At 62.9% G+C, this 22,004-nt stretch carries 16 protein-coding genes; 2 read left to right on the top strand and 14 right to left on the bottom strand.

Annotated elements, in window-relative coordinates; all coding sequences use genetic code 11:
- The first annotated feature begins 65 nt into the window (after positions 1-65).
- Positions 66-1,361, top strand: coding sequence for an O-antigen ligase family protein (locus tag ACTAQI_RS16530; protein ID WP_457947295.1), 1,296 nt, complete (start codon positions 66-68; stop codon positions 1,359-1,361).
- A gap of 25 nt (positions 1,362-1,386) precedes the next feature.
- Here the strand turns inward: ACTAQI_RS16530 and ACTAQI_RS16525 are convergent, their stop codons facing one another.
- The 14 genes from ACTAQI_RS16525 to ACTAQI_RS16460 form a co-directional block, all read right to left on the bottom strand.
- Positions 1,387-3,288, bottom strand: a complete 1,902-nt coding sequence (locus ACTAQI_RS16525) for a glycosyltransferase (RefSeq protein WP_457947293.1) — start codon at positions 3,286-3,288, stop codon at positions 1,387-1,389.
- Positions 3,285-4,427 (bottom strand): glycosyltransferase, encoded by a 1,143-nt coding sequence (locus ACTAQI_RS16520; RefSeq protein WP_457947292.1) that lies wholly within the window; start codon positions 4,425-4,427, stop codon positions 3,285-3,287. Before ACTAQI_RS16520 ends, ACTAQI_RS16525 begins: the two co-directional genes overlap by 4 nt.
- Before the next feature lie 56 nt (positions 4,428-4,483).
- Positions 4,484-6,001 carry a polysaccharide biosynthesis tyrosine autokinase gene (locus ACTAQI_RS16515; RefSeq protein WP_457947290.1) on the bottom strand — a complete coding sequence of 506 codons (1,518 nt, stop codon included), beginning with the start codon at positions 5,999-6,001 and terminating at the stop codon, positions 4,484-4,486.
- Positions 6,002-6,182: 181 nt separating this feature from the next.
- On the bottom strand, positions 6,183-7,286 hold the full coding sequence (locus ACTAQI_RS16510; protein WP_457947288.1) for an acyltransferase family protein: 1,104 nt from the start codon (positions 7,284-7,286) through the stop codon (positions 6,183-6,185).
- Between the two features lie 51 nt (positions 7,287-7,337).
- The gene (locus ACTAQI_RS16505; RefSeq protein WP_457951086.1) at positions 7,338-8,567 is read right to left on the bottom strand and encodes a rhamnosyltransferase WsaF family glycosyltransferase; all 1,230 of its coding nucleotides are present in this window, start codon (positions 8,565-8,567) and stop codon (positions 7,338-7,340) included.
- On the bottom strand, positions 8,567-9,700 hold the full coding sequence (locus ACTAQI_RS16500) for a DegT/DnrJ/EryC1/StrS family aminotransferase (RefSeq protein ID WP_457947287.1): 1,134 nt from the start codon (positions 9,698-9,700) through the stop codon (positions 8,567-8,569). Before ACTAQI_RS16500 ends, ACTAQI_RS16505 begins: the two co-directional genes overlap by 1 nt.
- Positions 9,697-11,250 (bottom strand): lipopolysaccharide biosynthesis protein, encoded by a 1,554-nt coding sequence (locus ACTAQI_RS16495; protein ID WP_457947286.1) that lies wholly within the window; start codon positions 11,248-11,250, stop codon positions 9,697-9,699. The genes ACTAQI_RS16500 and ACTAQI_RS16495 overlap by 4 nt, the downstream gene beginning before the upstream one ends.
- Positions 11,247-12,329, bottom strand: a complete 1,083-nt coding sequence (locus ACTAQI_RS16490; protein ID WP_457947284.1) for a glycosyltransferase family 2 protein — start codon at positions 12,327-12,329, stop codon at positions 11,247-11,249. The genes ACTAQI_RS16495 and ACTAQI_RS16490 overlap by 4 nt, the downstream gene beginning before the upstream one ends.
- Positions 12,326-12,985 (bottom strand): acetyltransferase, encoded by a 660-nt coding sequence (locus ACTAQI_RS16485; RefSeq protein WP_457947282.1) that lies wholly within the window; start codon positions 12,983-12,985, stop codon positions 12,326-12,328. The genes ACTAQI_RS16490 and ACTAQI_RS16485 overlap by 4 nt, the downstream gene beginning before the upstream one ends.
- A complete protein-coding gene (locus ACTAQI_RS16480) occupies positions 12,982-14,148 on the bottom strand; it encodes a DegT/DnrJ/EryC1/StrS family aminotransferase (RefSeq protein WP_457947281.1) in 1,167 nt (388 codons plus the stop codon). Before ACTAQI_RS16480 ends, ACTAQI_RS16485 begins: the two co-directional genes overlap by 4 nt.
- Positions 14,148-15,140, bottom strand: coding sequence for an NAD-dependent epimerase/dehydratase family protein (locus ACTAQI_RS16475; RefSeq protein ID WP_457947280.1), 993 nt, complete (start codon positions 15,138-15,140; stop codon positions 14,148-14,150). Before ACTAQI_RS16475 ends, ACTAQI_RS16480 begins: the two co-directional genes overlap by 1 nt.
- On the bottom strand, positions 15,137-16,261 hold the full coding sequence (locus ACTAQI_RS16470) for a Gfo/Idh/MocA family protein (RefSeq protein ID WP_457947279.1): 1,125 nt from the start codon (positions 16,259-16,261) through the stop codon (positions 15,137-15,139). The genes ACTAQI_RS16475 and ACTAQI_RS16470 overlap by 4 nt, the downstream gene beginning before the upstream one ends.
- A 29-nt stretch (positions 16,262-16,290) precedes the next feature.
- Complete coding sequence (locus ACTAQI_RS16465) at positions 16,291-17,829, bottom strand: sugar transferase (RefSeq protein WP_457947277.1); 1,539 nt, start codon at positions 17,827-17,829, stop codon at positions 16,291-16,293.
- A 153-nt stretch (positions 17,830-17,982) separates the two neighbouring features.
- A complete protein-coding gene (locus tag ACTAQI_RS16460) occupies positions 17,983-20,661 on the bottom strand; it encodes a LuxR C-terminal-related transcriptional regulator (protein ID WP_457947276.1) in 2,679 nt (892 codons plus the stop codon).
- Between the two features lie 293 nt (positions 20,662-20,954).
- On the opposite strand from ACTAQI_RS16460, the gene ACTAQI_RS16455 reads away from it, so the two are divergent.
- Positions 20,955-21,968, top strand: a complete 1,014-nt coding sequence (locus ACTAQI_RS16455) for a metallophosphoesterase (protein ID WP_457947275.1) — start codon at positions 20,955-20,957, stop codon at positions 21,966-21,968.
- The last annotated feature ends 36 nt before the right edge of the window (positions 21,969-22,004 follow it).

Below are 22,004 nucleotides of genomic sequence, written 5' to 3'. Positions count from 1 at the left end.
TGCCTGCAGGGCGGCCCCCGCTTTGCCGCAGCTGCGCCTTGGCTGTCAGGGAAAGGCTGGAACTCATGGGGCTGTTCACTGAGGCTCTCTACCTTGGAGTGGGATTCGCTGCCGTCGCGCTGGGCGTGGTGGCTGCCCTCACGCATCCCGGCCGCCGGAACATTCTTGCGTTCCTTCTCGGCGTTTCGGCAGGGCTCGTTGCAGTCCAGATATTCAAGGTCCATCTCTTCACGCTCGTCGCCGTCGCCTGGATCTTCCTGCCCGGCCGGGCGCGGAACAGAGGCTCCTTCAAGCTCCTTGCGGCATTACTGGCCGCCGCATTGCTGCTGGCTTCGACTGCGCTCCCTGGCGACCTGGTTAACAGCCCAACCCTTGGCCTTCAGCTGCTGGGACTCGCGGGGTCGGCAGCGCTCGTGGCACTGACATCGAACCGACGGGATATGGCAGCCATGCTGTGGGGCCTGCTGGCGGTCTCCACCGTCGGCAGTGCCGTGGGCGTGCTCCAGGTGTTCCAGGTCATCCCCATGGATCTCTGGCACCTTCACGTCAGCTCCATCGGCCGCCCCACGGGAATCTACCCTGAACCTGATTGGCTGGGAATGTTCTCGGGTGTGGGGGTGCTGCTGAGCTGGCGGCTCTCCATGTCCCGGCCGGCAAAGGTGGCATTCTTTCTGCCAAATATCATCGTCTTTGTCCTGGCTATGGCGCGGGCCTCGTGGATCGCACTCCTGGTGTGTGTGGCTGCCGCATCAGTCGCGTCGATAGTCCAAAGGTTTCGGGGATCGACCGTTACTGTCCCAACTGGCCCACGGCGGGGGCGGCGCGCCGCCGTCGTTGTCGCCTCGGTCGCCGCCATTGCGGCGCTGGCGGCCGTTCCCCAATTGCACGAGGACGTGACAGCCCGTGCGTCCACGATGCTGGGGACGGTCCAGGAGGACGATATCTCCGGCCAGGCCCGGATCAGGCAGAACGACTCCCTTTTCGAGCTGGCCAGGTCCATTCCCGTCTACGGTCATGGTCTTAGCGCCGCGGGAAGAGTAGGGGTCTGGGGCCAGATCGATACTGTAGGTGAGTCCCAAAACAACGTGGCCAGCAACTGGGTCCTGGGCATGTGGGTGGACGGCGCGTTCTTCGCGGTTCCCTTGATTGTCTTCCTGATAGGTCTTGCGTTGATGCGGGTGCGGAGCATCCCGGGCCAGCTCCTGCTCTTCACGCTCGTGTGCAGCTTGTTTTCCAACGCTGTGTTCTTCCCCGTGACATGGCTTCTTGTCGGGTTGGCGATGATTGCTGCCCCCCGCAACGGGGAGGCGTTACCTAGTCCCCGCCACCGACTGGAAGGCACCCTCGTCGGCAGGGAGTAGGGCCCTCGGCAGTGGCCGATAGGGGCTAGATTCGTGGATTCCGGGGAGCTGCCAGCCGGGCCCAATCGCGTGCTGCCTCATGGTGGAAGGATTCGGCAGCCCTGGCGGCTTCTGCCCCTCCGTCGGTGGCAGCGAATTCAATCGCCTTGAGCCAGGCGTCCACGTCGCCCGCGGAGCCGCTCTGTTCGCTGATCAATAGCCGTGACTCCGGCCCAAAGAGATCCCCCAGGCTCGTCTCGGAGCGCCCCACCACCGGAACGGCGTGCTCAAGGGCCCGGATGGCAATCCCACTCTGGAAGAACCGCTTATAGGGTATGAGGATGACTGTGCTGCCTGCAATCAGCTGGTCCAGCTCGTCTTCGGGGACGAACCGCGCATCCACCATCCATCCCTTGACTGCCGGCCATCCACGGCCAATGATCTCGCAGTCATAGGTGGCTCCAAGGTGTTCGGCCAGCGATTCCAAGAGGTTCAGATCCCGGTCCCGCTTGAATTGTCCCAGGACGCGGATCCTGGGCCGGTGCGCCAGGCCCTGCCCGCCAATATGGGTTGGGGGCCGCTCCGTTGAAGGTGGAAGTACGGGGTGGCGCACGATCGTCAATGCGCCGAGCCCCCTTCCACGCATGGCTTCGGCAGCTTCTTCGCTGTGCACCAGCGTTCCGGGCCGGCCTTTCAGCTTCCGCATGAGGGCGGACACCGCCCGGCCGCTTCCGGTTGACCTGACCAGCGGCTTGGGGTCGTGATAGACCACCCACGAGGAACTCCCGCACATCACCTTGACCAGGAGAAGGTCCCAAAATCCCAAAACGGGCCAGGTAACCAAAATCCGCGATGGAACGCTGCGACGCCGTGCGTGCCAGCCAGCCCGCCCCAGCAGCTCCACGTATTCCAGAAGCCACGCGAGGCGATGCCTGCCGGATAGGGAGGGTTCCTCAATGGACAGGACCTGCGCCGGAATTCCCGCATCCACCAGGTGCTGATGCAACGCGTTGGTGTAGTGCCTCAGGGCGCCTCCCAGGGGGTTTACGATGATGACGCCCTCCGGCTGCATGGCCAGGGCGGTGGCAGCCAGCGTCCGCCCGGCGCGAAGCCCGGACAGCAGGGGACGGAACGAGCCCATGTGCCGGTTTTTGATAAGGTCCCTGGCCGCAGACCGCACCAAAAGATACGGCGCGGACACATGGGCCTGGAATCGTGACCCGTTCTTGGCATGGAAGATTTGGATGTTCCGGGTCAGGTAGAACGGCGGGACTCCGTTTGAATGCTGCCAGGCCAAAGCCTGTGGGCACACCTTCACCTTCAACCCGTGGCGCTGGAGGGTTTGATGATGGTCTGTTTCCTCCATATATAGGAAATAGGTTTCATCAATGGGGAAACGGGTCAGTATGCCGCGCCGGAACATCAGGAAGGCGCCATCGAGCCACGACACGGGTTCTGGGGGATCCGCGGCCGGTTCAGGCCGTGCCGTCAGATGCCCACGGTGGCGGGGCAAACCCAGGACTCTGGTGAAGCGTCCCCCTTGCGACCAAGTGGTCATCCCGTCGTCGCCCGTGACCAGGACCGGCCCAACTACTGCCGTCCCGGGATCCTCGGCGAGGGCGGAACGGAGGAGGGCGAGGCAGTCCGTCTCCGGCTTCGACTCATGGGTGGATACCAGGAGGTATTGCCATTCGTGCGTGTTTTCTTCATGCCAGGAAGCTCCGCGGTTGACTGCCGCACCGTAGCCGGCATTCGCGCAGTAGACGGCGTGTGCGCCCGGAGGCAGGAGCCTCTCCACCTCGGCCCGGCGGTCAGGTTCCTCGCTGTTGTCCACCACGAGGAGCTTCTCCGGGGGCACACCTCCGGAGACCAGTGCGGCGAGGGTGGTTCCCAGCGTCCGGTAGCTGCGGTGGTGGACCACCACGGCAGCCAAGTCCGGAATGATCACTGGGCATGCCCAACAGAGAGCAGGCCTGCCGTCTTCCGGGCAGGACCGATCGCCGCCAGGAGCGCCCGTTCGTACTGCCCGCAAACGTCGTTCCAGTTGTAGTGGGAAGCGGCCCGTTCCTTGTTTGCCTGCCTCGCCTTCGAACGGAGGTCGCCGTCCGACAGCATGCGGCAAAGCGCCCGCCCGATAGCGGGTGGATCCGGCTCCACCAGGAGGTCGGGGGTATCAAGTACTTCGCTGTTGTATACGGTGCGCCGCGCCACCACCGGTGCCCCACACGCCATGGCCTGCACCAGGGCCGGATTAGTGCCTCCGACGCTGTGCCCGTGGAAGTAGACCCCGGCATGCTGCCACAGTGACAGCAGCTTGTTGTCGTCACTGAGGTGACCGAGCCACGTAACATTCGGATGCCGGGCGCTGAGCGCCTTCGCGTCCTCGTCGAGGGAACCTCCGTATCCGCTGGAACCCACAATGACCACTGGATGCTGGCCCGCTATGTCCTCTACTGCCTCAAAGAACTGCGACACCGTGTTTTCGGGGACGAACCGGGCCACCATGAGAACGTACGAGTCGTGTTCGAGACCCGGAACTACTTCCAAAGGAACCGAAACGTCACCTCCGTACGGAATGAACATTGAGTCCCGGCCAAAGTCCTCTTTCCAGCGCCGCTGTATTTCGACGGAATCGCTAACCAGAATGGTCCCGAAACGGGCGGTAAGACGGGCTCCGAGCTTGAAAACGAGTTTTGCGAACCCGTTCCACTTGGCACGTTCCCATTCGATTCCGTCAACGTTCACTACGGTTGGTATGCCACGGAGTTTCAGCAGCGGCAGCCAGAAGCCGTTCGCCACGTTCATGACCAGTGCGACGTCAGGCTTCTCCCGGAGGCAGTGGAGAACCGCGGTGAGTCCGAATGACAGGGTGCTCAGTGATTTGCTTTCCAGACCCGGAGTGATGGTGGTCCTGACACGGCGGTCGCGGGCGGCATCATCATCTTTGGTGGACCCGGGCCGGCAATACACGTTGACAGCCCAGCCTTTGCCGGCCAGAAAGGGTGCGATTTTCCTGACGGCGGTTTCAAATCCGCCGTAGTAGCTTGGATAACCGCGCGTGCCGACGACTGCCACAGTGTTGGACATCTTTCGTTCTCCTATATCCCCCGTTTGCGCCATTGCAGACTTCCCGTTGCGGGCGGCTACGAGGCTTCCCGGCTTTCCCTGCGGGCACCGTCATGAAGTTCAGCGCTGTCCGCATTTTCGGAGGATGTGACGTCCGGGGCAGTCATGTAGGAGCCGTAGTAGGCGTAGGAATCCACACCTTTTGTGGGAACGCAGTTGAAGATCACACCGAGGACAGTGGCATTTACCGTTTGCAGTGTCTTGAGCGACCGTTCGAGTTCATCCCGCGTGGTTTGGCCGGCCCGGGCCACCACAATGACCCCGTCGGCGGCCCGTGACAGGACAGCGGCGTCCGTGACGGGGAGCAGAGGGGGAGCGTCGATGAGCACCGTGGCCCCGACCGCAAGGGTGGTCAGCAATTGCTTCATGGCGTTTGTGCCCAGCAGTTCGCTTGGGTTGGGCGGCGTTGGTCCGGAGCCCAGGATGGAGAGGTTCGACAGGACGGTCGGGGCTTGGATCACATCGACCAGCTGGGCCTGGCCGCTAAGGACATTGGTCACACCGACCCCTGGGACGAGGTTGAAGGCTCCGGCGATACGTGGACGGCGGAGGTCTCCATCGACGACGACGACGGGCTCACCGGTTGCTGCCATCGTTACGGCCAAGTTCCCGGCGACGGTCGACTTGCCTTCGGATGTCATCGGACTCGTCACCAGAATGATGCGCGGACGATTATCCACGTCGAGGAATCTCAGGTTGGTCCTGAGCGCCCGAAGAGCCTCTATGAAGGCACGGTTCTGTACTTCTGTTTGCTGGAGTTCGTGGCGATCCGTGCCAAGGACCTTGAAGGTATCGCTGATGTCCTGGTCGTAGGGGAGCGTCCCGATCACGGGAACTTCGAAGAGGCGCTCAATCTCCCTGGAGCTCCGCAGCCTACGGTCAAGATGATGGCGGAGAAGCGCTGCGGCGTAGGCCAATAGGAGGCCGCCAACCGCACCGAAGAGGAGCGCGAGTTGCATGTTAGGGGAGATTGGTGCAACGGGACGGACCGCCTTATCGAGCGGAACCAGGCCTACCGGGAGAGACGGGGAGGGCGGTTGGCCGGCGGTGACGGAACTCTCCAGCAGTTGGACCTGTTTGGCCAACTCGCTGATCCACGCGTCCGCCACCCGTTGGGCCATCACCGGATCCGGGGAGGTGGCAGTAATGCGAATTTCAGCCGTTTCGACGGGGACTTTGACCGAGATAGTCGGCAGCAGGGCGTCAGCGGTGGTATTCAGCCCCACCGAGGCAATGACTTGATCGGCAATCAGGCGGGATTCGGCAATCGACTCGTAGTTCTTGATTTTGGACTTCGCCAGCGCATCGCCGGTCAGCAGCGTGTTCACATTTTCTGAACCCACCGTGAGGACAAGGGCGCTGGACTCAGCCGCGTAGATGCGGGGCTGGAGGGCGCCCCAGAGTGTGACCAGGGCCGTGACCGCAATCGTCACCACGGCAATGGACCGCCAGTAGAGCCTTGCCACCCGGACGTAGCCGCGTACCCCCATTCCCGTACCGGAGTCATCGCTGTTGACCTCATGCTTGGCTGTCACGATGTCGGTCCCTTCCTTTTGTGGAGTGCCCGCAGGCAGGTGAAGCCGTGGGCTTGGGTGCAAAACTAGCGCGGCGTTGCTTGGCGCCGGGATGAACTGTTGACGCTTTGTGGACTGACGCCTATAAGAGTGCGGAAACTGCGGGCACCCGCGCCGCGTTTCTCCTGGCCGGGGCAGCCCGTCAGGAGAATTTCGTCTTCCATCGGGCCGAGGGCTTGGCGAGGACATGATGCGTGAGGGCCGCCAGGAGGGCGCTTCCCGGTATGGCGTACCAACCTACGTTGATCAGTTGATTGGTCCCGACGGCGAGCATGAGGAGGATTGCCACCGGGTAGTGCCAGATATACAGTTCGTAACTGATCTTTCCGACGTAGACGACAGGCGGCGCCGAGAGGGCCGACTTCAAAGCGAACCGGCTCCGGGTACCCGCAATTATGGAAGCAATGATTGCCATCGTCCCAACCGCAGCCGCCACATAGGCCAAGGAGCTGAAACCCGGCCAGAACCCGGCGGTGACCACTCCCACGGTTATGACCAGCGCCCCCGCATAACCCCATGATGGGCCGAACTGGACGTCCTTGTGTTGCGATAACCAGAGCGCGAAACTGCAGCCGAGAAACAGGCCCCCTGCACGGAAGAAGTAGCTCGCGTCATGTCCCGTCATGGCCTGCCAAACCTGCGCGCCGTCCAGGAGGATGCCCAAGGTCAGGGACACGACCCACTTCTTGGCGACCCGGCGCGAAAAGAGGACCAGCAACGTGAAAGGCCAAACCAAGTAAAAGATTTCCTCAATTCCGAGGCTCCAGGTTTGAAGCCAGGTGAGTCCCGCTTTACCGAAGAATTGGCCTGCCACTGGCGTTAGATAAGTGGCTGCCAAAGCGACCTCAAAGAGATGCTTGCTTCCCCTTATCAGTAAGCCGAAGGGGAGGATGGCCACTATGGCTATCAGTAGCGCAGGGTACAGACGAACGGCCCTGCGCCAATAGAAGAGGCCAAGCCGGATGCTGTGGCGACGGTTCAGCTCCGCCAGGAGGATGGACGTAATGAGGAACCCGGACAAGGCAAAGAAGATATCGACACCCAGAAAGCCCGCAAATGGCAGCGGCTGCAGCCCGTGGTGTACGAGAACAAGCAGAATGGCCACAGCGCGCAGGCCATCAAGGGCAGGAACATACTGCAGTCCCTGCGGAACAGACATCGGCTTCGATAGCTTGGTGGAACTTGTCGCGGGCGCCTCAGCAATAAGGGCAGTCGAAAACCACGAAAAAGCTGTGGGTATTCGCATCCGTAGTCTCCTTTGACACGTTGGATTCTTCTAATACCGGCATTCGGAACGTCAGCGGGAGCGCAAGGGACTGAACTCACGGCCGGTCATCGCCTCGGCAAAGCTGGCTTGGGTTTCGGCCCACGTGTGTTCGCGGTGTGCAGCGGCCCGTGCCGCCCTTGCTGAGCGTTCGGCCGTGTCGGTGGCGGTGACAACGTCACTTAGGGCGCTGGCCAGAACAGTCGGGCTGGGTGCAGCCCAAACTGCTTCCGGGTTGGTCAGTACGGAGCGGGCATATGGATCATCGTTGAGGACCGGAATGTTGCCGGCGGCCAGCATTTCCGCTGCCACCAGGGTGATGTTTGTAAAGCTCAGGGCTAGACCGGCAATGGTCCGGTTATAGAGTTCATTTAGTTCTTGGGGAGAAATCCTCCCGTGCTGTTGCACGGGAACGCCCCATTCCGTCACGCGTGCTCCGTAGACGTGGATTTCCTGCCTCGGGTGCATGCGATGGAACTCCTGCAGTGCAAGGCGGCCCATATCGTAACCTCTCCGTTCGGCCTCGGGCTTGGCAAAGAATACGACGCCGGAGCGGCCGCTCGTGTTGGTTAGCTGATAGGTCCCTATGTCACTGCCAAAGGGCAGAATTTGTGCCTCGATGCCGATCTCCCGTTCCAGCACTTCTGCCACCATCGGCCCCAGAGCCAGTAGGTGGAAGCCGAAGCGGTAGCTGTCCTCGGCGAGTGCGTAAAGTGAACCGCGAGGGTGGAAATATGGCTCATAGTCCTGAATGAAGTAGTAGGGTGAAGGCCCTCTGCGGCGGGGCATGCGGGCCGCGAGCACATGGGCGGTTTCCCATGAACTGGCTACGCAGGCGTCGAAGCCAGCCAACCTTGCGGGGACGGGCTGAATATCGGCCTTTACACCTGGCCAGAACTTCTTGATGACCGACCGGTGCCGGTCCATCGCCCCGTCGTTCCGGTTGTAGACCAGGATCGTGCAGCGGTGGCCCCGCTCCTCCATTCCCTGGATCATCCGGAAGAAAGTCGTATGACCGCCCGCGCCCGGGATGGGCGGCGTAATAAGCCACCCAATATTCAGCGGGCCCTCGCCGGCCGCGGGCTCTTCAAAACCTATACCTATGGAACTGGACACGTCTTCCGAATTCAGCGGGAAGTTAAGAGACTGGATACCCATGCGCGCATCCAGTTCACCGTAAAGCCGCCGTACCACTCGACGCGAGGTATCTCCGAGGCCGCGCGCCCCTGTTCTCGCAATAATTTCGCCCAACCCCACCCGCATCACTTCGACTCCTTCGCAAGTGCGTTCTTCAACGACTTCGCCACGTGCCGCTGCTGTTCCGGCGTGATGTGCGGATAGATAGGGATCGATAAAATCCTCCGGGCGGCCGACTCGGCCACGGGGAGGCTCTGACACGGGAGCCCCAACCTCCTCCAGGCATCCGTTCGGTGGATAGGCATCGGGTAATGCACCGCGGAAGAGACGCCTACTTGCTGTAGTTGGTCTGCAATGAAGTCGCGATTGGCCACGCGGACGACGAAAAGATGCCAGACATCAGAATTTCCTGGAGCTGACCGCGGTAGTTTCAGTTCTTCTATATTGGCCAGGAGATGATGGTAGTTGGTGGCCGCTTGGCGGCGTAGTTCGTTCCAAGCCGCCAGCCGTCGCAACTTGCACGAAAGCACGGCCGCCTGGATGGTGTCGAGACGGGAGTTACGCCCCATAATCTCGTGCTGATATTTGTGTTCACTTCCGTGAGCGCCAAGCAGCCGCACATGTCGGGCGGCCGCGTCGTCGTCCGTGGTGACTGCTCCAGCGTCTCCGGCGGCGCCTAAGTTCTTGCCCGGATAGAAGCTTGTCGCGGCCAGGTGCCCTAACGTCCCAGCGGCCCTGTTGAATCTGGTGGCGCCCTGCGCCTGCGCGGCATCTTCGATGACTACGGCCCCGCATTCTTCGGCGATGGACGCCAAACGCTCCACGGGAGCTACCTGTCCGAAGAGATGCACCGGGATGATGGCGGCCGTCCTGCTCGTTACTGACTTCCGCGCCGACTCGGGATCCAGCAGCAGGTGTTCCTCGTCCACATCAGCCAGCACTGGCCGCGCACCGATTCTGAGGACTGCCTCCACGGTGGCTATAAAAGTGTTGGCTGGGACAATTACTTCCTGCCCAGGTCTTACACCCCCGGCGCTTAGCGCCATCTCCAGTGCATCGGTGCCATTAGCGGAGCCGATGCAGTGACGTGCGCCGAGGAACTCGGCGTACTGCTGCTCGAATAGCCCTACCTCTTTGCCGCCTATGAAAGCAGCCCGCGTCATAATGTCCGCCAGCTGCGGCTCCAGTTCCTCCCGGATCTCCTCCTGCTGTGCAGCGATGTCGACCAACGGCACGCGGAGTTCTTCTGGCTGGTTCAATTCGAGCTCCTATCGATTGTCTGGGAGATGATTCCAGTCGCCGTTGGTGCCGCGCCCTTAGCCTCGGGCCTGTCGTCGTCCGGGCTTGGATCGGTGCTGCTCAACAATCTCAGGCGCGAGTAAGTCCGCTTGGCCGACCGGATCGTCAGTGCGAGGTAGAGCGCAATGCCGGCGAAGCAACCACAGGAAAGCGCGAGGAAGGGAGGCCCAATCCAATTCGAGATGAGCCAGCCAACGGTCCCCGCTCCCGTGGCCGCACCAAGCGGGATAAGGGATGGCGCAAGCATTCGCCTCACTGATGTTTTGATAACCCTTCCGACCAGGAAGAAGTAGACAGGGAGGACTGCCAGCCAGATCACAACAGCGTGGGCCATTCCGGCACCGCTTACCCCCGCAGAGGAAACACCCGCTAAGAGGGCTGGGAAGAGGCACGCCAACCAAAGCATCTGCACCCAAAACAGTCCTGCTGTCCGGCCGCCGCCGACGCAGAGGTCGGCCAGGATTTCCGATACAATCCTGCCCGCTCCAAAGATTCCCAGGCCGACCATGGCGGCTGCAGCGCCCTGCCAGGTGGGGCCGTACAGCACCTGAACAAGCGGACCCGCGAGTCCTGCCAGCAACGCGGAGATCGGCATAGCCAGGAATGCGGCCAAGCCCAAGACATCGGGTGCAGCCTGGTCCAGGAGTCCTGCTTTATGGAGCCGGCCAAAAGTAGGCACCGCCACCGTGCGGATAATGGCGGTAATCAAACTGCTGGGCAAGTTCGCCAGGCTGAACGCTAGAAGATAGACACCCAGCTCCGTGGGTCCGAGTTGCCGACCCACGATGACGTAGTCAAGGTTGAGTGTGGCGAAAACCACGAGGTTTGCCAGGGCCAGTGGTAACCCAAGACGCAGGACGTAGGCGGCCGCTGCCCGGTCAAAACCGGGACGGAAGCGGGTTGGAGTCACTACCCAATACCCGACCGTCGAAAAAATCTGACCGGCCACCCGGGACCAGACGAGCGCGTAGGCTCCCATGCCGTCCTGTGCCATCGGGATCGCCGCTGCAAGGGTGAGTGCCGCTCCAGCTACTTCAATAAACGCCCGCGGCCGCTGAAGGTAGTTTCGCCACACCATGGCCGCCGGCACTCCAGAACATCCCGAAAGAAGGATGGTGATTGCCAGAATTTGGATTACCCCTACTGCTCCAGGATCACCCATAAGGTTGGCCAGGGTTGGAGCGAGGACAATGACGCCGCCCGTGATCACTGCGCTGGTCGCCAAGCCCAGGGTCAGAATGGTTGGTGCAATCTCGCGCGGGTCTCTGTCGCCGCGCGCCAAGGCTGCCGTGGCGCCCAGTTCGGTAACGTTGATTGCAATGGCTTGGACCACTTGGGCCACTGCCAGCGCGCCGAAATGCTCCGGAGCCAGGATTCGGGCCAGCACGAGCATCATAACGAACTGCAGAGCCCTTCCCGATGCGACACCTATGGCTCCCCAGGCGAGGCCTCCTTTGAGCCCTGCCCTGACTGTTTCGACCGGGTCTGCGTCGCCCGGTCCGGAACTCATGAAATCCCCACTTTGCGCCACGCTACCCAGCGCGCACGGTTCAGTTGGTGTCTGTAGCTTTCCATTAGGCTCTGGAAAACGGTGGGTGTTGCTCCGGTCTGGGCACGTCGGATCCTGTAGCGGACACTTCGGCCCCGTAAAGTACCGGCAGCAGCCGGATAGGCTGCCGTCGCGACGTTGACGAACTCGAGGGAGGCGTCAGCAGGTCCGCCACCGTCCAGGTTCCGCTCCGCGAGCAGGAGGGCTTCCCGGCAAATACCCCTTTTGGCGAGTTCAAACAGGCGAGCTCCATTGGGGAGGCAGTGCTCCATCCCCGGTGTTGCCAGCACACGAAAGGCAGCAAGCCTGTGTTCCAGGTCCACCTGCAGTGTGTTGTAAGTGGTGACATGCATGTTGCTGTCATGAACCCTGTAATAAGCCTGGGAGGGCCCGTTTACCCGTCCGATATCCCAGCACGCAGCTGTGCGGATCCAGTACTCAAGGTCCGCTGAATGTGGAAGTTCCTTGTTGTACTCACCCACTTGACGCATGGCAGACGTACGCATCACCACCTCTGGCGAAAAGATGAAGTTCCGCCCACGGAGGCAGGCCCACCGAAGCCATTCCCTGCCTGGCCAGATGATCCAGCTGCTTCTGCGCGCCCCGTCTGCATCCCAGGAAGCCTGGGGCTCTCCGTGAAATTCCGACGGCAAACCATAGACAAGACCCACACGGGGATGGGCCATCATCAGGTCCGTCGCCCTGGACAGGGCCCCTGGGGCGACGATGTCATCCGCTGACACCAGTGACACAAATTCTGTTTCTACCCTTGCCAGACCGTCGTTGTATGTCGCGATGTGGCCCATGTTCTGCTTGTGGGCCACAACAGTGATCCTGGGATCGCCGTCGGCGAGGGCGTTGGCCACCTTCACCGAACCATCCGGTGAGGAGTCGTCGACAATGATGACCTTCGATGCAACCCTCTGCTGCGCCAGTACGCTGTGCACCACTTGCGGGAGGTACTTTCCGTAGTTGTAACAGGGAATGACAACGGTGACAGCTGCAGAATCTTTGGCTTCCCGAGGCCGGGAGGCCCTCATGACATCCCCCCAATCCGGAAGCTTTCCCCGTCGATCTCGTGTGCCGGCACGCCTACCCAGGTCTGCCCGTCGGGGACGTTGCTGAGTACCGCCGCTCCCATCCCCACGGTGGCGTAGGCCCCCACGGAGGTCCGTTCGCGCACGCTGGCGTTCATGCCCAGGTAGGCTGCCCGGCCGATCCGGACTCCGCCGCCCAGCGACACTCCCGCAGCGAACGTCGCAAAGTCCGCCACGTCGTCGTCGTGCGTGAATGTCACTGAGGGCATGGCAACCACGTGGGATCCCAGCGTGACGGAGGCGGTGAGCGTGACGTTCCGGAGCAGGATGCTGCCCCTGCCCACCCGGCACCCCTCCGGATACTGGACCGAAGGGTCTATGGCGGTGGCATAGCGTGCCTCAGTCAGGCCCAGTGCCGCCAACCGCTCCACCACGGATTCGCGGGCCCTGCCGGAACCGATGCACACCAGGACGAACGCGTGGGTGTATTTGGCGGCGTCATCGATGGTCCCCAGCACCGGGGCACCGTCCACGCTGACCCCTGCCATTTCCTTGTCGTCATCAAGCAGTCCGACGACGTCGTACTGGCCGCTGGTGCGCACCATCGCCAGGACTTCGCGCGCCAGGCCACTGGCAGCTATCAGGATCAGCTCACTCATGTGCGCATCCCCGTGGACGCAGCCCGGATAGTGCTGATGATTCTGCCCAGCCCGTCGTCGTCCAGTTCGTGGTACACCGGCAGGATCAAGGTCCTGTCGTTAAGCCGTTCCGTGTGTTGCAGCAGGGTTCCGCCCGAGTCGCGCCACCGGTAGGCGGGTTGGCGGTGCGCGGCCATGATTCCGCGGCGCCCCGAGATCCCGGCTTTCGCCAGCTGTTCCAGCAGCGCGTCCCGGCTGGTTCCGAAGCTGGGCAGTACCTCCACCCAGAACGACTGGAAGTTTGAGGTGCCATAGGGTGGATCCGACACGAGCCGGAGGCCGGGCACCCGGGCGAGGCCGGCCACGTACCGTGCCGCTATGTCCCGCCGCCGCTCAAGCACCTCCGGCAGCCGGCCCAACTGGACGATGCCGACTGCGGCCTGCAGGTCCGTCATTCGGTAGTTGAACCCCACCTCAAGGTAGTCTTCCGGCGGTGCCAGCAGCGATCCGTGCCGGTCCGCGGCGGACACGCTCATGGAGTGCTCCCGCAACGTCCTGGCCCTCGCAGCCCAGTCGGCCCGGTTGGTGGTGAGCATCCCGCCCTCGCCGGTGGTGAGGATCTTGCGCGGATGGAAAGACCACACGGCGACGTCCGCGGCCACACCTACCGGCCGGCCTTTGTACGTTGACCCCACAGCGCATGCAGCGTCTTCGATCACGGTGATCTCGTGGCGGTCACACAGACTACGGATGGGGTCCATGTCCAGCGGTACGCCGCCCTGGTCCACGACGATCACGGCCCGGGTGTCTAACGTGAGGGCGGCGTGGATGGTCTCCGCCGTCACGTTTCCGGTGACCGGGTCCACGTCGCAGAACACTGGCCGGGCGCCTACGTAGGTCACCGCGTTCGCTGTGGCGATGAAGGACAGAGATGGAACCACGACGTCGTCCCCGGGACCGATCCCGGCCACCACCAGTGCCAGGTGAAGCGCGGTGGTGCAGCTGGAGGTGGCCACGGCGTGCCGGATGCCCTGGGACTCGGCAAAGCGGGACTCGAACTCCTTGACCTTGGGTCCCTGCGCCACCCACCCGGAGGCAACCACTTCGGCCAGGGCCCGGGCTTCCTCGTCACCAAGCCATGGCTTCATGACGTTTATCCGTGTAAGGAACGCCTCGGCAGTCATCAGGCACCAATCTTCCGTGCGGCGGCAATTTGGTCCCGCAGCGGCATCCACCAGCTGACGAGTTGCCGGAGTCCTTCTTCGAGTTCCACCTCGGCCTTGAAGCCAAGATCGCGTGCGGCAGCGGACGTATCGGCCAGCCGCCGGACCACGCCATTCACCTGGCGTGTTGGGCCGTGCTCCACCTCAAGGTCCGAGCCCATGACCCTCAGCAGCGCCTGCGCCATTTCCAGCAGGCTGGTCTCCATGCCGCTGGCCACGTTGTAGATCCCCTCCGTGATCCCGCTGGCGGCCGCCAGAACGTTGGCCCGAGCCACGTCAGCGGTATGCACGAAATCCATGGTCTGGAGGCCGTCCCCGAAAATCAGCGGCGGCTGCCCGTCCATGATCCGTTCCATCCACCGCACCAGCACCTCGGTGTAGAGGCCGTGGACATCCATGCGGGGCCCGTAAACGTTGAAGTAGCGGAGCATCACGTAGTCCAGGCCGGTCATGGCGCGGAAGCTGCGGGCCATGCCTTCGTTGAAGGACTTGGCTGCGCCGTAAAAGGTGTCGTTGTTGGCGTGATGATGCCGTTCGGAGGTGGGAAACTCCTCGGCCATCCCATACACGGAGGCGCTGGATGCCGCCACCAGCTTGTCCACCTTGTGCTCCGCAGCGGCCTCAAGGACGTTGAATGTTCCGTCCACCAGCACCTCCAGGGCCAGCCGCGGCTCCTCGGCGCACTGGGTGATGCGGATCGCGGCCTGGTGGAATACCAGGTCCTTGCCTCGTGTGAGGTCGTGTACCAGATCCCGGTCCTGGATGGTGCCCTGCACCAGTTCAACGTGCCCGGCTGCCAGGGCGCCGGAGAGGTTGTCCAGCCGGCCGCGGACCAGGTTGTCCAGGACGTCAATGCGTTGCACACCGGCTTCAAGCAGGCCGTCCACCAAGGTTGATCCGATGGTGCCCGCCCCGCCGGTAACCAGGACGCTGGCTCCTTCCAATGCGCTCACAGTGCCTCCTCCATATCGGAACCGGTTGCGGCCATGGCAGATCCAGCTACCGGTGCAGCCTGGCCATCCATGCCCAGGCTGCGGGTGACCGCTTCGAGGACGGACAGCACCCGGAGCCCGGAGGTACCTCCTGTCCTGGCTTCCTCGCCGTTGCGGATGCAGGACGCCAGTTCCTGCACCACCAGGCTGAGGGCCTCGCGCTCCGGCAGCGCGGGGGACCAGGTGTCACCGAGGCGGTAGGACACGGCCGTCGATGCCTTCTCACCCGCTGATTTCGGCTGCCGGTCCAGGCTCACGCCCCTGTCATAGACGCTGAGCCTTTGCTGCGGGTTGAGGTCGTCCCACACCAGTGTCCGCAGGGAGCCGCCAATCACCATTTGGCGGATCTTGGTGGGGCTTAACCAGTTGACGTGCACATGGGCGGTGGCATCGTTCGGAAGCCGGAAGTTGAGGTGGCCCACGCAGTCGCGTCCGGTTCCCAGCGGATCCGCGCCGAATGCGGAGACTTCGGCGGGGTTGAGGCCACCGGGGAGGACAAAGTCGAGGATGGCGAGATCGTGCGGCGCGAGGTCCCAGAAGACGTCCACATCCGGCTGCACGAGCCCCAGGTTGATCCGGGTCGAATCCACGAACAGGATTTCGCCAAGGGACCCCGATTGCACCAGTTCCTGCATCTTTAGGACAGCCGGGGTGTAACAGTAGGTGTGGTCCGCCATCAGCACCAGCCCGTTCGCCTCGGCTTCGGCCACCATCTCCAGCCCGTGTTCCCTGCTGTCAGCCAGCGGCTTTTCCACCAGGACGTGTTTTCCCGCGCGCAGCGCCGTCATTACCGTCCCGTGGTGGGTGCGGGCCGGCGTCGCAATGGCCACTGCGTCCACATCACAAAGGTCCAGCAGTTCATCCATTGACTCGACACAGGGAATTTCTCCAAGGGTCGCTGCCAGCTTCCGCGCCCGCTCAACATCCAGGTCGCAAATGGCCACCAGGTCCCAGTCAGGACTTGCCTGGAGGTTGCGCGCCAGGTTTGGTCCCCAGTAGCCGGCACCGACGACCGCGATACGGAGTTTGCGGGCAGGGCGCAGTTGCGTGGGCGAGTGAGTTTGATTACCGAATGCCCTCATGTGATTTTTCTTCCCATTCTGTGGATGTGCTAGTAGGCGCCGGACGGCCGGACGACTGCCCGGAATGTCCGCCAGAGAATCAGCAGGTCACCCGCAAGGGACCAGTTTTCGACGTAGTAGAGGTCTAGCCGGACCGCTTCCTCCCAGGGAAGATCCGAGCGGCCGTTGATCTGCCAAAGACCAGTGATGCCCGGCTTGATCAGGAGCCGGCGGTGCGTGTGGCGTTCATAGCCGCTTACTTCACGGTCCAGCGGTGGCCGCGGCCCCACCATGCTCATGTCGCCCAGCACCACGTTCCAGAGCTGGGGAAGTTCGTCCAGGGAGTATTTGCGCATCCAGCGGCCGCAGCGCGTAACCCTGGGATCGTGTTTCATCTTGAAGAGCACGCCGGCGCCCTGGTTCTGCTGGTCCAAGACTGCTCGCTGCGCCTCGGCGCCCACCACCATGGAGCGGAACTTGAACATTCCGAAGACCTGGCCGTCCTTGCCGATCCGGTCCTGCCGGAAAAGGATGGGACCGGGGCTGTCCAGCCGGACGATCAGTGCGAGCACCAGGAGCACCGGGGAGAGGACCAGGAGGGCGGCCAGCGCCATAAAGACATCCATGACCCGCTTCAAGGCATGCTTTGCCCCGCCGTACTGCGGGATATCCACATGCATGAGGGGCAGGCCCTCCACAGGCCTCCAGTGGATACGCGGACCGGCTACGTTGGTGAGGGTTGCCGCCAGGATCAACTCGGTGGAGGACTCCTCAAGCTTCCACCCAAGCTCACGGATGAACTTGTTCCCGCCCGGAAGGGGCCCGGCGATTATCACCGAGTCCGCGTCGAGCAGCCGGACGGTGCGGGCGATGGCGTCCGTCGATGAAAGCACTGGCACGGTGCGGCCATCCACCCGGATGCCGGCTCCGCGACGGGCTCCGGGAAGGCAGGCCCCAAGGATTTCGTACACTGCCCCGGACTTCCGGGACACCTGCTGGACGACGTACCGGACGTCCTCCGGCTCGCCCACCACAACAGCCCGCGAGAGGTGCCGGCCCTTTAACTTCTCGGCGGCCAACCGCCTGCGGAATGCCCAGCGGTTGGTGCTCAGGGCTACCAGGCCCGCCGGCAGTGATACCGTGACGAACGCGGTGGCGCCGTGGACGGAGAAGATCACAGCGGCGAGGGCCATCAGGCCGAAGATGCGGAGCGTGGCCGATGCCACCCGCTTGTACTCGTCGGCACCTATGCCCAGCACCTTTGGATCCCTTGTGTGGTAAACCTCCAAGGCCGCCAACCAGATGATGGTCAGCACTGCTGCTGCGGCTGCTGCTCCCCCGTCCCTCGGGCCCTCGGGCGAAAACCCGGCCTCGGAAAGATGGAAACCGGCATAAACAGCCGCCGCCACCACTACGGCGTCAGCACCCCTGAGGAGGTTGACATGGGTGGAGATCCAGGCTGTCGATGCCTTCCGGGTCCGGGCTTTTGGCCCGGTCGAAGTCCAGCTTGAAGTCCTCTGTGCACTAGCGGGCGCAGCGGGCCAGTCGAAGGCAGTACGCCGGGTGCGGACTACGGGAATCTCTGCCATGGTGCCCCTTTCCGGCGTAGCTGCCTGTCCGTGGCCGTGAAGCAAAACTAGCCCCGGAAAGGTGGGATCGAAGGGGATCGGCAAGGCCTTTGTGGGTACCGCGGAGGAAGGATGTGGATACTGCGGGTACCTGCAAATTGCAGGGCTCTTGGTCTATAAAACCGGCAGGACGTAAGGCTCGGCGGCCGTGGTTCCCTTGGCGGCGGCCAGTGCGGTCAGTTGGGCCCTGGACTCAACGCCGAGCTTGCGGTAGATGGCGGTGAGACGCACTTCGACTGTACGCACGGAGACGTACAGCGTGGCCGCAATTTCCTTGTTACGCATGCCCCGGGCCACCATCTTGGCCAGTGACCGCTCATGGTCGGCGAGCAACAGCATCGCCGGATTGCCCTGGGGACGGACCGGCTCCATGCGTTCGTCCAGCAGGAGGGCATCCACATGTTGGGTCCACGCGTCCGCACCGGCCTCGTCGAAGATCACTTTGGCCCGGAGCAGCGCATCCCGCGCGTCGCGCCGCCTGCCAAAGGCATGCAACCGCTCGGCGTAACACATCAGGGTCCTCGCCCGTTCAAGGGTGTGCCCATTCCTGCCTTCGAGTGCCTGGCTGAAAAGTTGCAGTGACTGCTCGCCATCCGCAAGCATGGCGCGACTCCTGGCAACGGCCATCATCAACCACGGTGACCGCAGCCCCACGGCGCGGCTTTCAAGGCGGAGGAGCGCCTGAGTTGCCTCGTGGTGCCGGACCAGGCGGATCAGTACCTCCACCAGGTCCGCCTCACAGCGCAGAAGGGTGGGGTTGCCAAACCGCGAGCCAAGCTCGGCCGCACGGGACAACTGGGCAACGGACTCCGCAAGGTCACCGCGCAGCAGCGCGAAGTGCCCCTGGCAGGCGGCAAGCTGTGCCGTAATGGCAGGGTGGCTGTCCGCCCCCGCATAACGGAGCGCCTCGGAGGCGTGAGCGCGGGCCTGCGCGTCGTCGCCGAGGGAATGCGCACGCCATACCCGGAAGAGATGCCGCATCCCGCGGTGGTACTTGAGCTCAGGTTCGGCAAGCTCGAGTTCGTCGATCAGCCTGACCGCTGTGCGAACATTTCCGGCGCGGATTTCATTGTCCACTGCCATGAAGGCTGCGGTTTCCTGCCAGTTGATGTGGCCCGGTTCGGCCGCATTGTGGAGCAGTGTAAATGCTTCCTGGGCGGTTTCGTAGTGCTCTGCGTAAGTGAGGGCGCGGCCGTGCATCATGAGGCCGGCTATCCGGGCGGTCCCGGTTAGCTCATGCTTGCGGGCAAGGTTGGCCGTGTCACCGCCGATGGATTCGATCAGCAGTTTGGCGCGCTCGGCAATAGCCAGGCACTGTGCGGATGCGGACCCGCGGAATGCGCTGCCGTGGCGCAGGAGCTCAGAGGCCTCCTGCAGTTCCCACCGCTCGGCGTAGTAGAGGGCGCCGATGGCCAGCAGACTGGCGGAATATGCTGGATCGTGCTGGCCGAACTCCTTCGCAAGCCGAAGCACCATGCTTGAACGCACGGCAGCTCCTTGGGCGAACTGGATTTCGAACGACAGCCCGGTCAGCCGCAGGATCAGTGCCGGGTTTCGAGTCACCCGCTGCGCCCATTCGAGGTAGCGGCGTGCATACACGAACTCACCCCGGTTGAACAGCAATTCCGCCACGCTTGTGAGCCGCGCGGCCGTTTCCGCTTCCCACGGGTTGATAGTGAGGGCCCTCTCGATGTATTCCACCGCAAAAGGAACTTCACCACCCCGGATCAGGTCCACGGCGTGGCGGAGCAGTTGGAACGGGGTTTGCCGTTCCAGCGCTGTAAAGCTCAGATGCCACCTGCGGGCGTAGGGGTCCGTGTCACATGATGCTTCCGCCAGTGCACGATGGTTGCCGGTACGGATTGCCGGGGTCATCGCCGTGTACACGTATCCCCTCAGCAACTGGTCCCCGATCCTCAGATTCGGCCCGGATCGTTTCACTAGACCGGTAGCCAGCAACTCATCCACGCTCGTCCAAACATCGCGTTCGATTTTCTCGACGGTGGAAATATTGCTGCGGAAGGATAGTGCGAGCAGGTCAAGGACGTTCCGCGCGCCGGGGGTCAGCGCGCCAACCACTGATGCATACTGTGCGTCGAAGCTGCCCCGGGACGGCAGCGGGACGGGCAGCGCGTACTTGCCCTCGGCGTACCTTTCCAGCAGTTGGTTGTAGAGCTCGACGGCGGCAAGCGGGTTGCCATCGGTGGCCGCGGCAACCGCGTGGGCGGCCGCCGTCGTGGTCCTTTTGGCGGGGATGCTCTCCAGCATCCGAACGGTGTCGCTGTAGCTGAGAGCGCCCAGCCTCAGGGTCGACAGGCCGCTGAAGGGACCTTCGGGGAAGTCCTCCAGGATGCTGATAAACAGGACGATGTCCGTACCGCTCAGGCGCCTGGCGATGAATCCGATGACTGCCTGGCTGCTGGGATCCAGCTGGTCGGCGTCGTCGATCACGATGATGGTGCGTGCCGACGAGCGCTGGTGCAGGCCATTCAGCAGCATGCTGGAGACAGTGGGCACGCTCATGGTCCCGCCAGTGTCCCGCAGGAGCTCATCGGCGATCCGGTTCAGGACCGGATCATCCATGCCGTTCAGGAGCGCGGTTAATCCGGACAACGGCCATTCCGATTCTGCAGCCGTGGCGGCCAGGAATACGGTTCGATAATTAGAGAGGGAGGAAATTTCCGACAAGAGGGCGGATTTGCCGGTACCCCTGCGGCCGATCACTGCCAGGGAGGCGTCCTTTGGTCCGCGGACTGCGGAGAGTATACGGTCCAGTTCTTTGCTTCGACCCACGAGCGGCACGTTGTCCCCATTCATCGAAGAAGGAGACCGCATTCTTGCTTGCACTACCGGGCACGTTCCGGCTTCCCGCTCCCCAGCGCGGAATTATGCCGTACATGCGAATATAGCGCCGCAACAAGCTGCGGGACCACAGGGTTACCGCTGGATTGCATCAAGATTGGACCCTGCACTTGCTTAAGGCTCCATCCGCACGGCCCGCGCAGGGATCCCTCGCCACCGGGGCACGTTGCCCGTTATGCTCGGGAAAACCCGGGCCCTGCATTGGTTCGAGGACGGAATGGCTCATGAAAAGTGGTGGCTGGCGCATCTGCACGGCAGTCCTGTGGGCCGTGCTGTGCACAGGCCTGGCCGCCTGCCAGGAGCAACCGGCTCCGAATGCCGGCACTGTGCACTTCACGGCATCCGGTGACGTGGGCATGGGCGGTGGTGCGCGGTCGGTGCTGGATGTGGTGGCCCGTCTCAAGCCGGATTTCAACGTCGCCCTGGGTGACTTCTCCTACAAGGCAGGGGCTGAGCAGGATTTTTGTCGAATGGTGGCCAGGAAGCTTGGCGCGGATTTTCCTTACGAACTGATCACGGGCAACCACGAAAGTGACGGCCACGACGGGCAGATCGAGAACTTTGCAGAGTGTCTGCCAAACAAATTGCCGGGACTCCAGGGCACCTATGGGGTGCAGTGGTACGTGGATGTTCCGCAGCAACAGCCCCTGGCGCGGATTGTCCTGATCTCGCCCGGCCTCAAGTTCCGGGACGGCAACGAGCTGGACTACTCAAGTGGCAGCGACCGCTGGAAGTGGACCGAAACCGCCATTGACGGTGCCCGGGATGCCAACATCCCCTGGACATTGGTGGCCATGCACGCTCCCTGCTTCAGCCTCGGTAAGTATGACTGCGTTGCGGGCCAGGACATCACCGACCTCCTGGTCAGCAAGAAGGTTGACCTGGTCCTCACCGCGCACGAGCATATCTACCAGCGAAGCCACCAGTTGGCGGTGGGCAGCGGTTGTGCGCGGATCGATCCGGGCAGCACCAGGGAATCCTGCATTGCCGGCGCCCTTGACCCGATGGCCCAAGGGGAAGGGACCGTCTTTGCCGGTGTCGGCACGGGTGGTCTGGGAGGGCACAAGGTAAACGCCGATGATCCGGAAGCCGGCTACTTTGCTGCCTGGTCCGGAGCCAACAAAGACCCCGCACTGGGCACACTGGACGTAACGATTACCCATGACCGGCTGGATGCACGCTTTGTACCCGCCGCAGGATATTCCTTCACAGACCGGTTCTCCATAGTCAGCAAGTGACGCGGTTTAACGGTGAAGCGGCTCCGGTCCGCCGTG

This window comes from Pseudarthrobacter sp. alpha12b (assembly GCF_054130495.1).
Note: the sequence above shows the minus strand (reverse complement) of the source record. Positions and strands in the feature narration are given on the sequence as shown.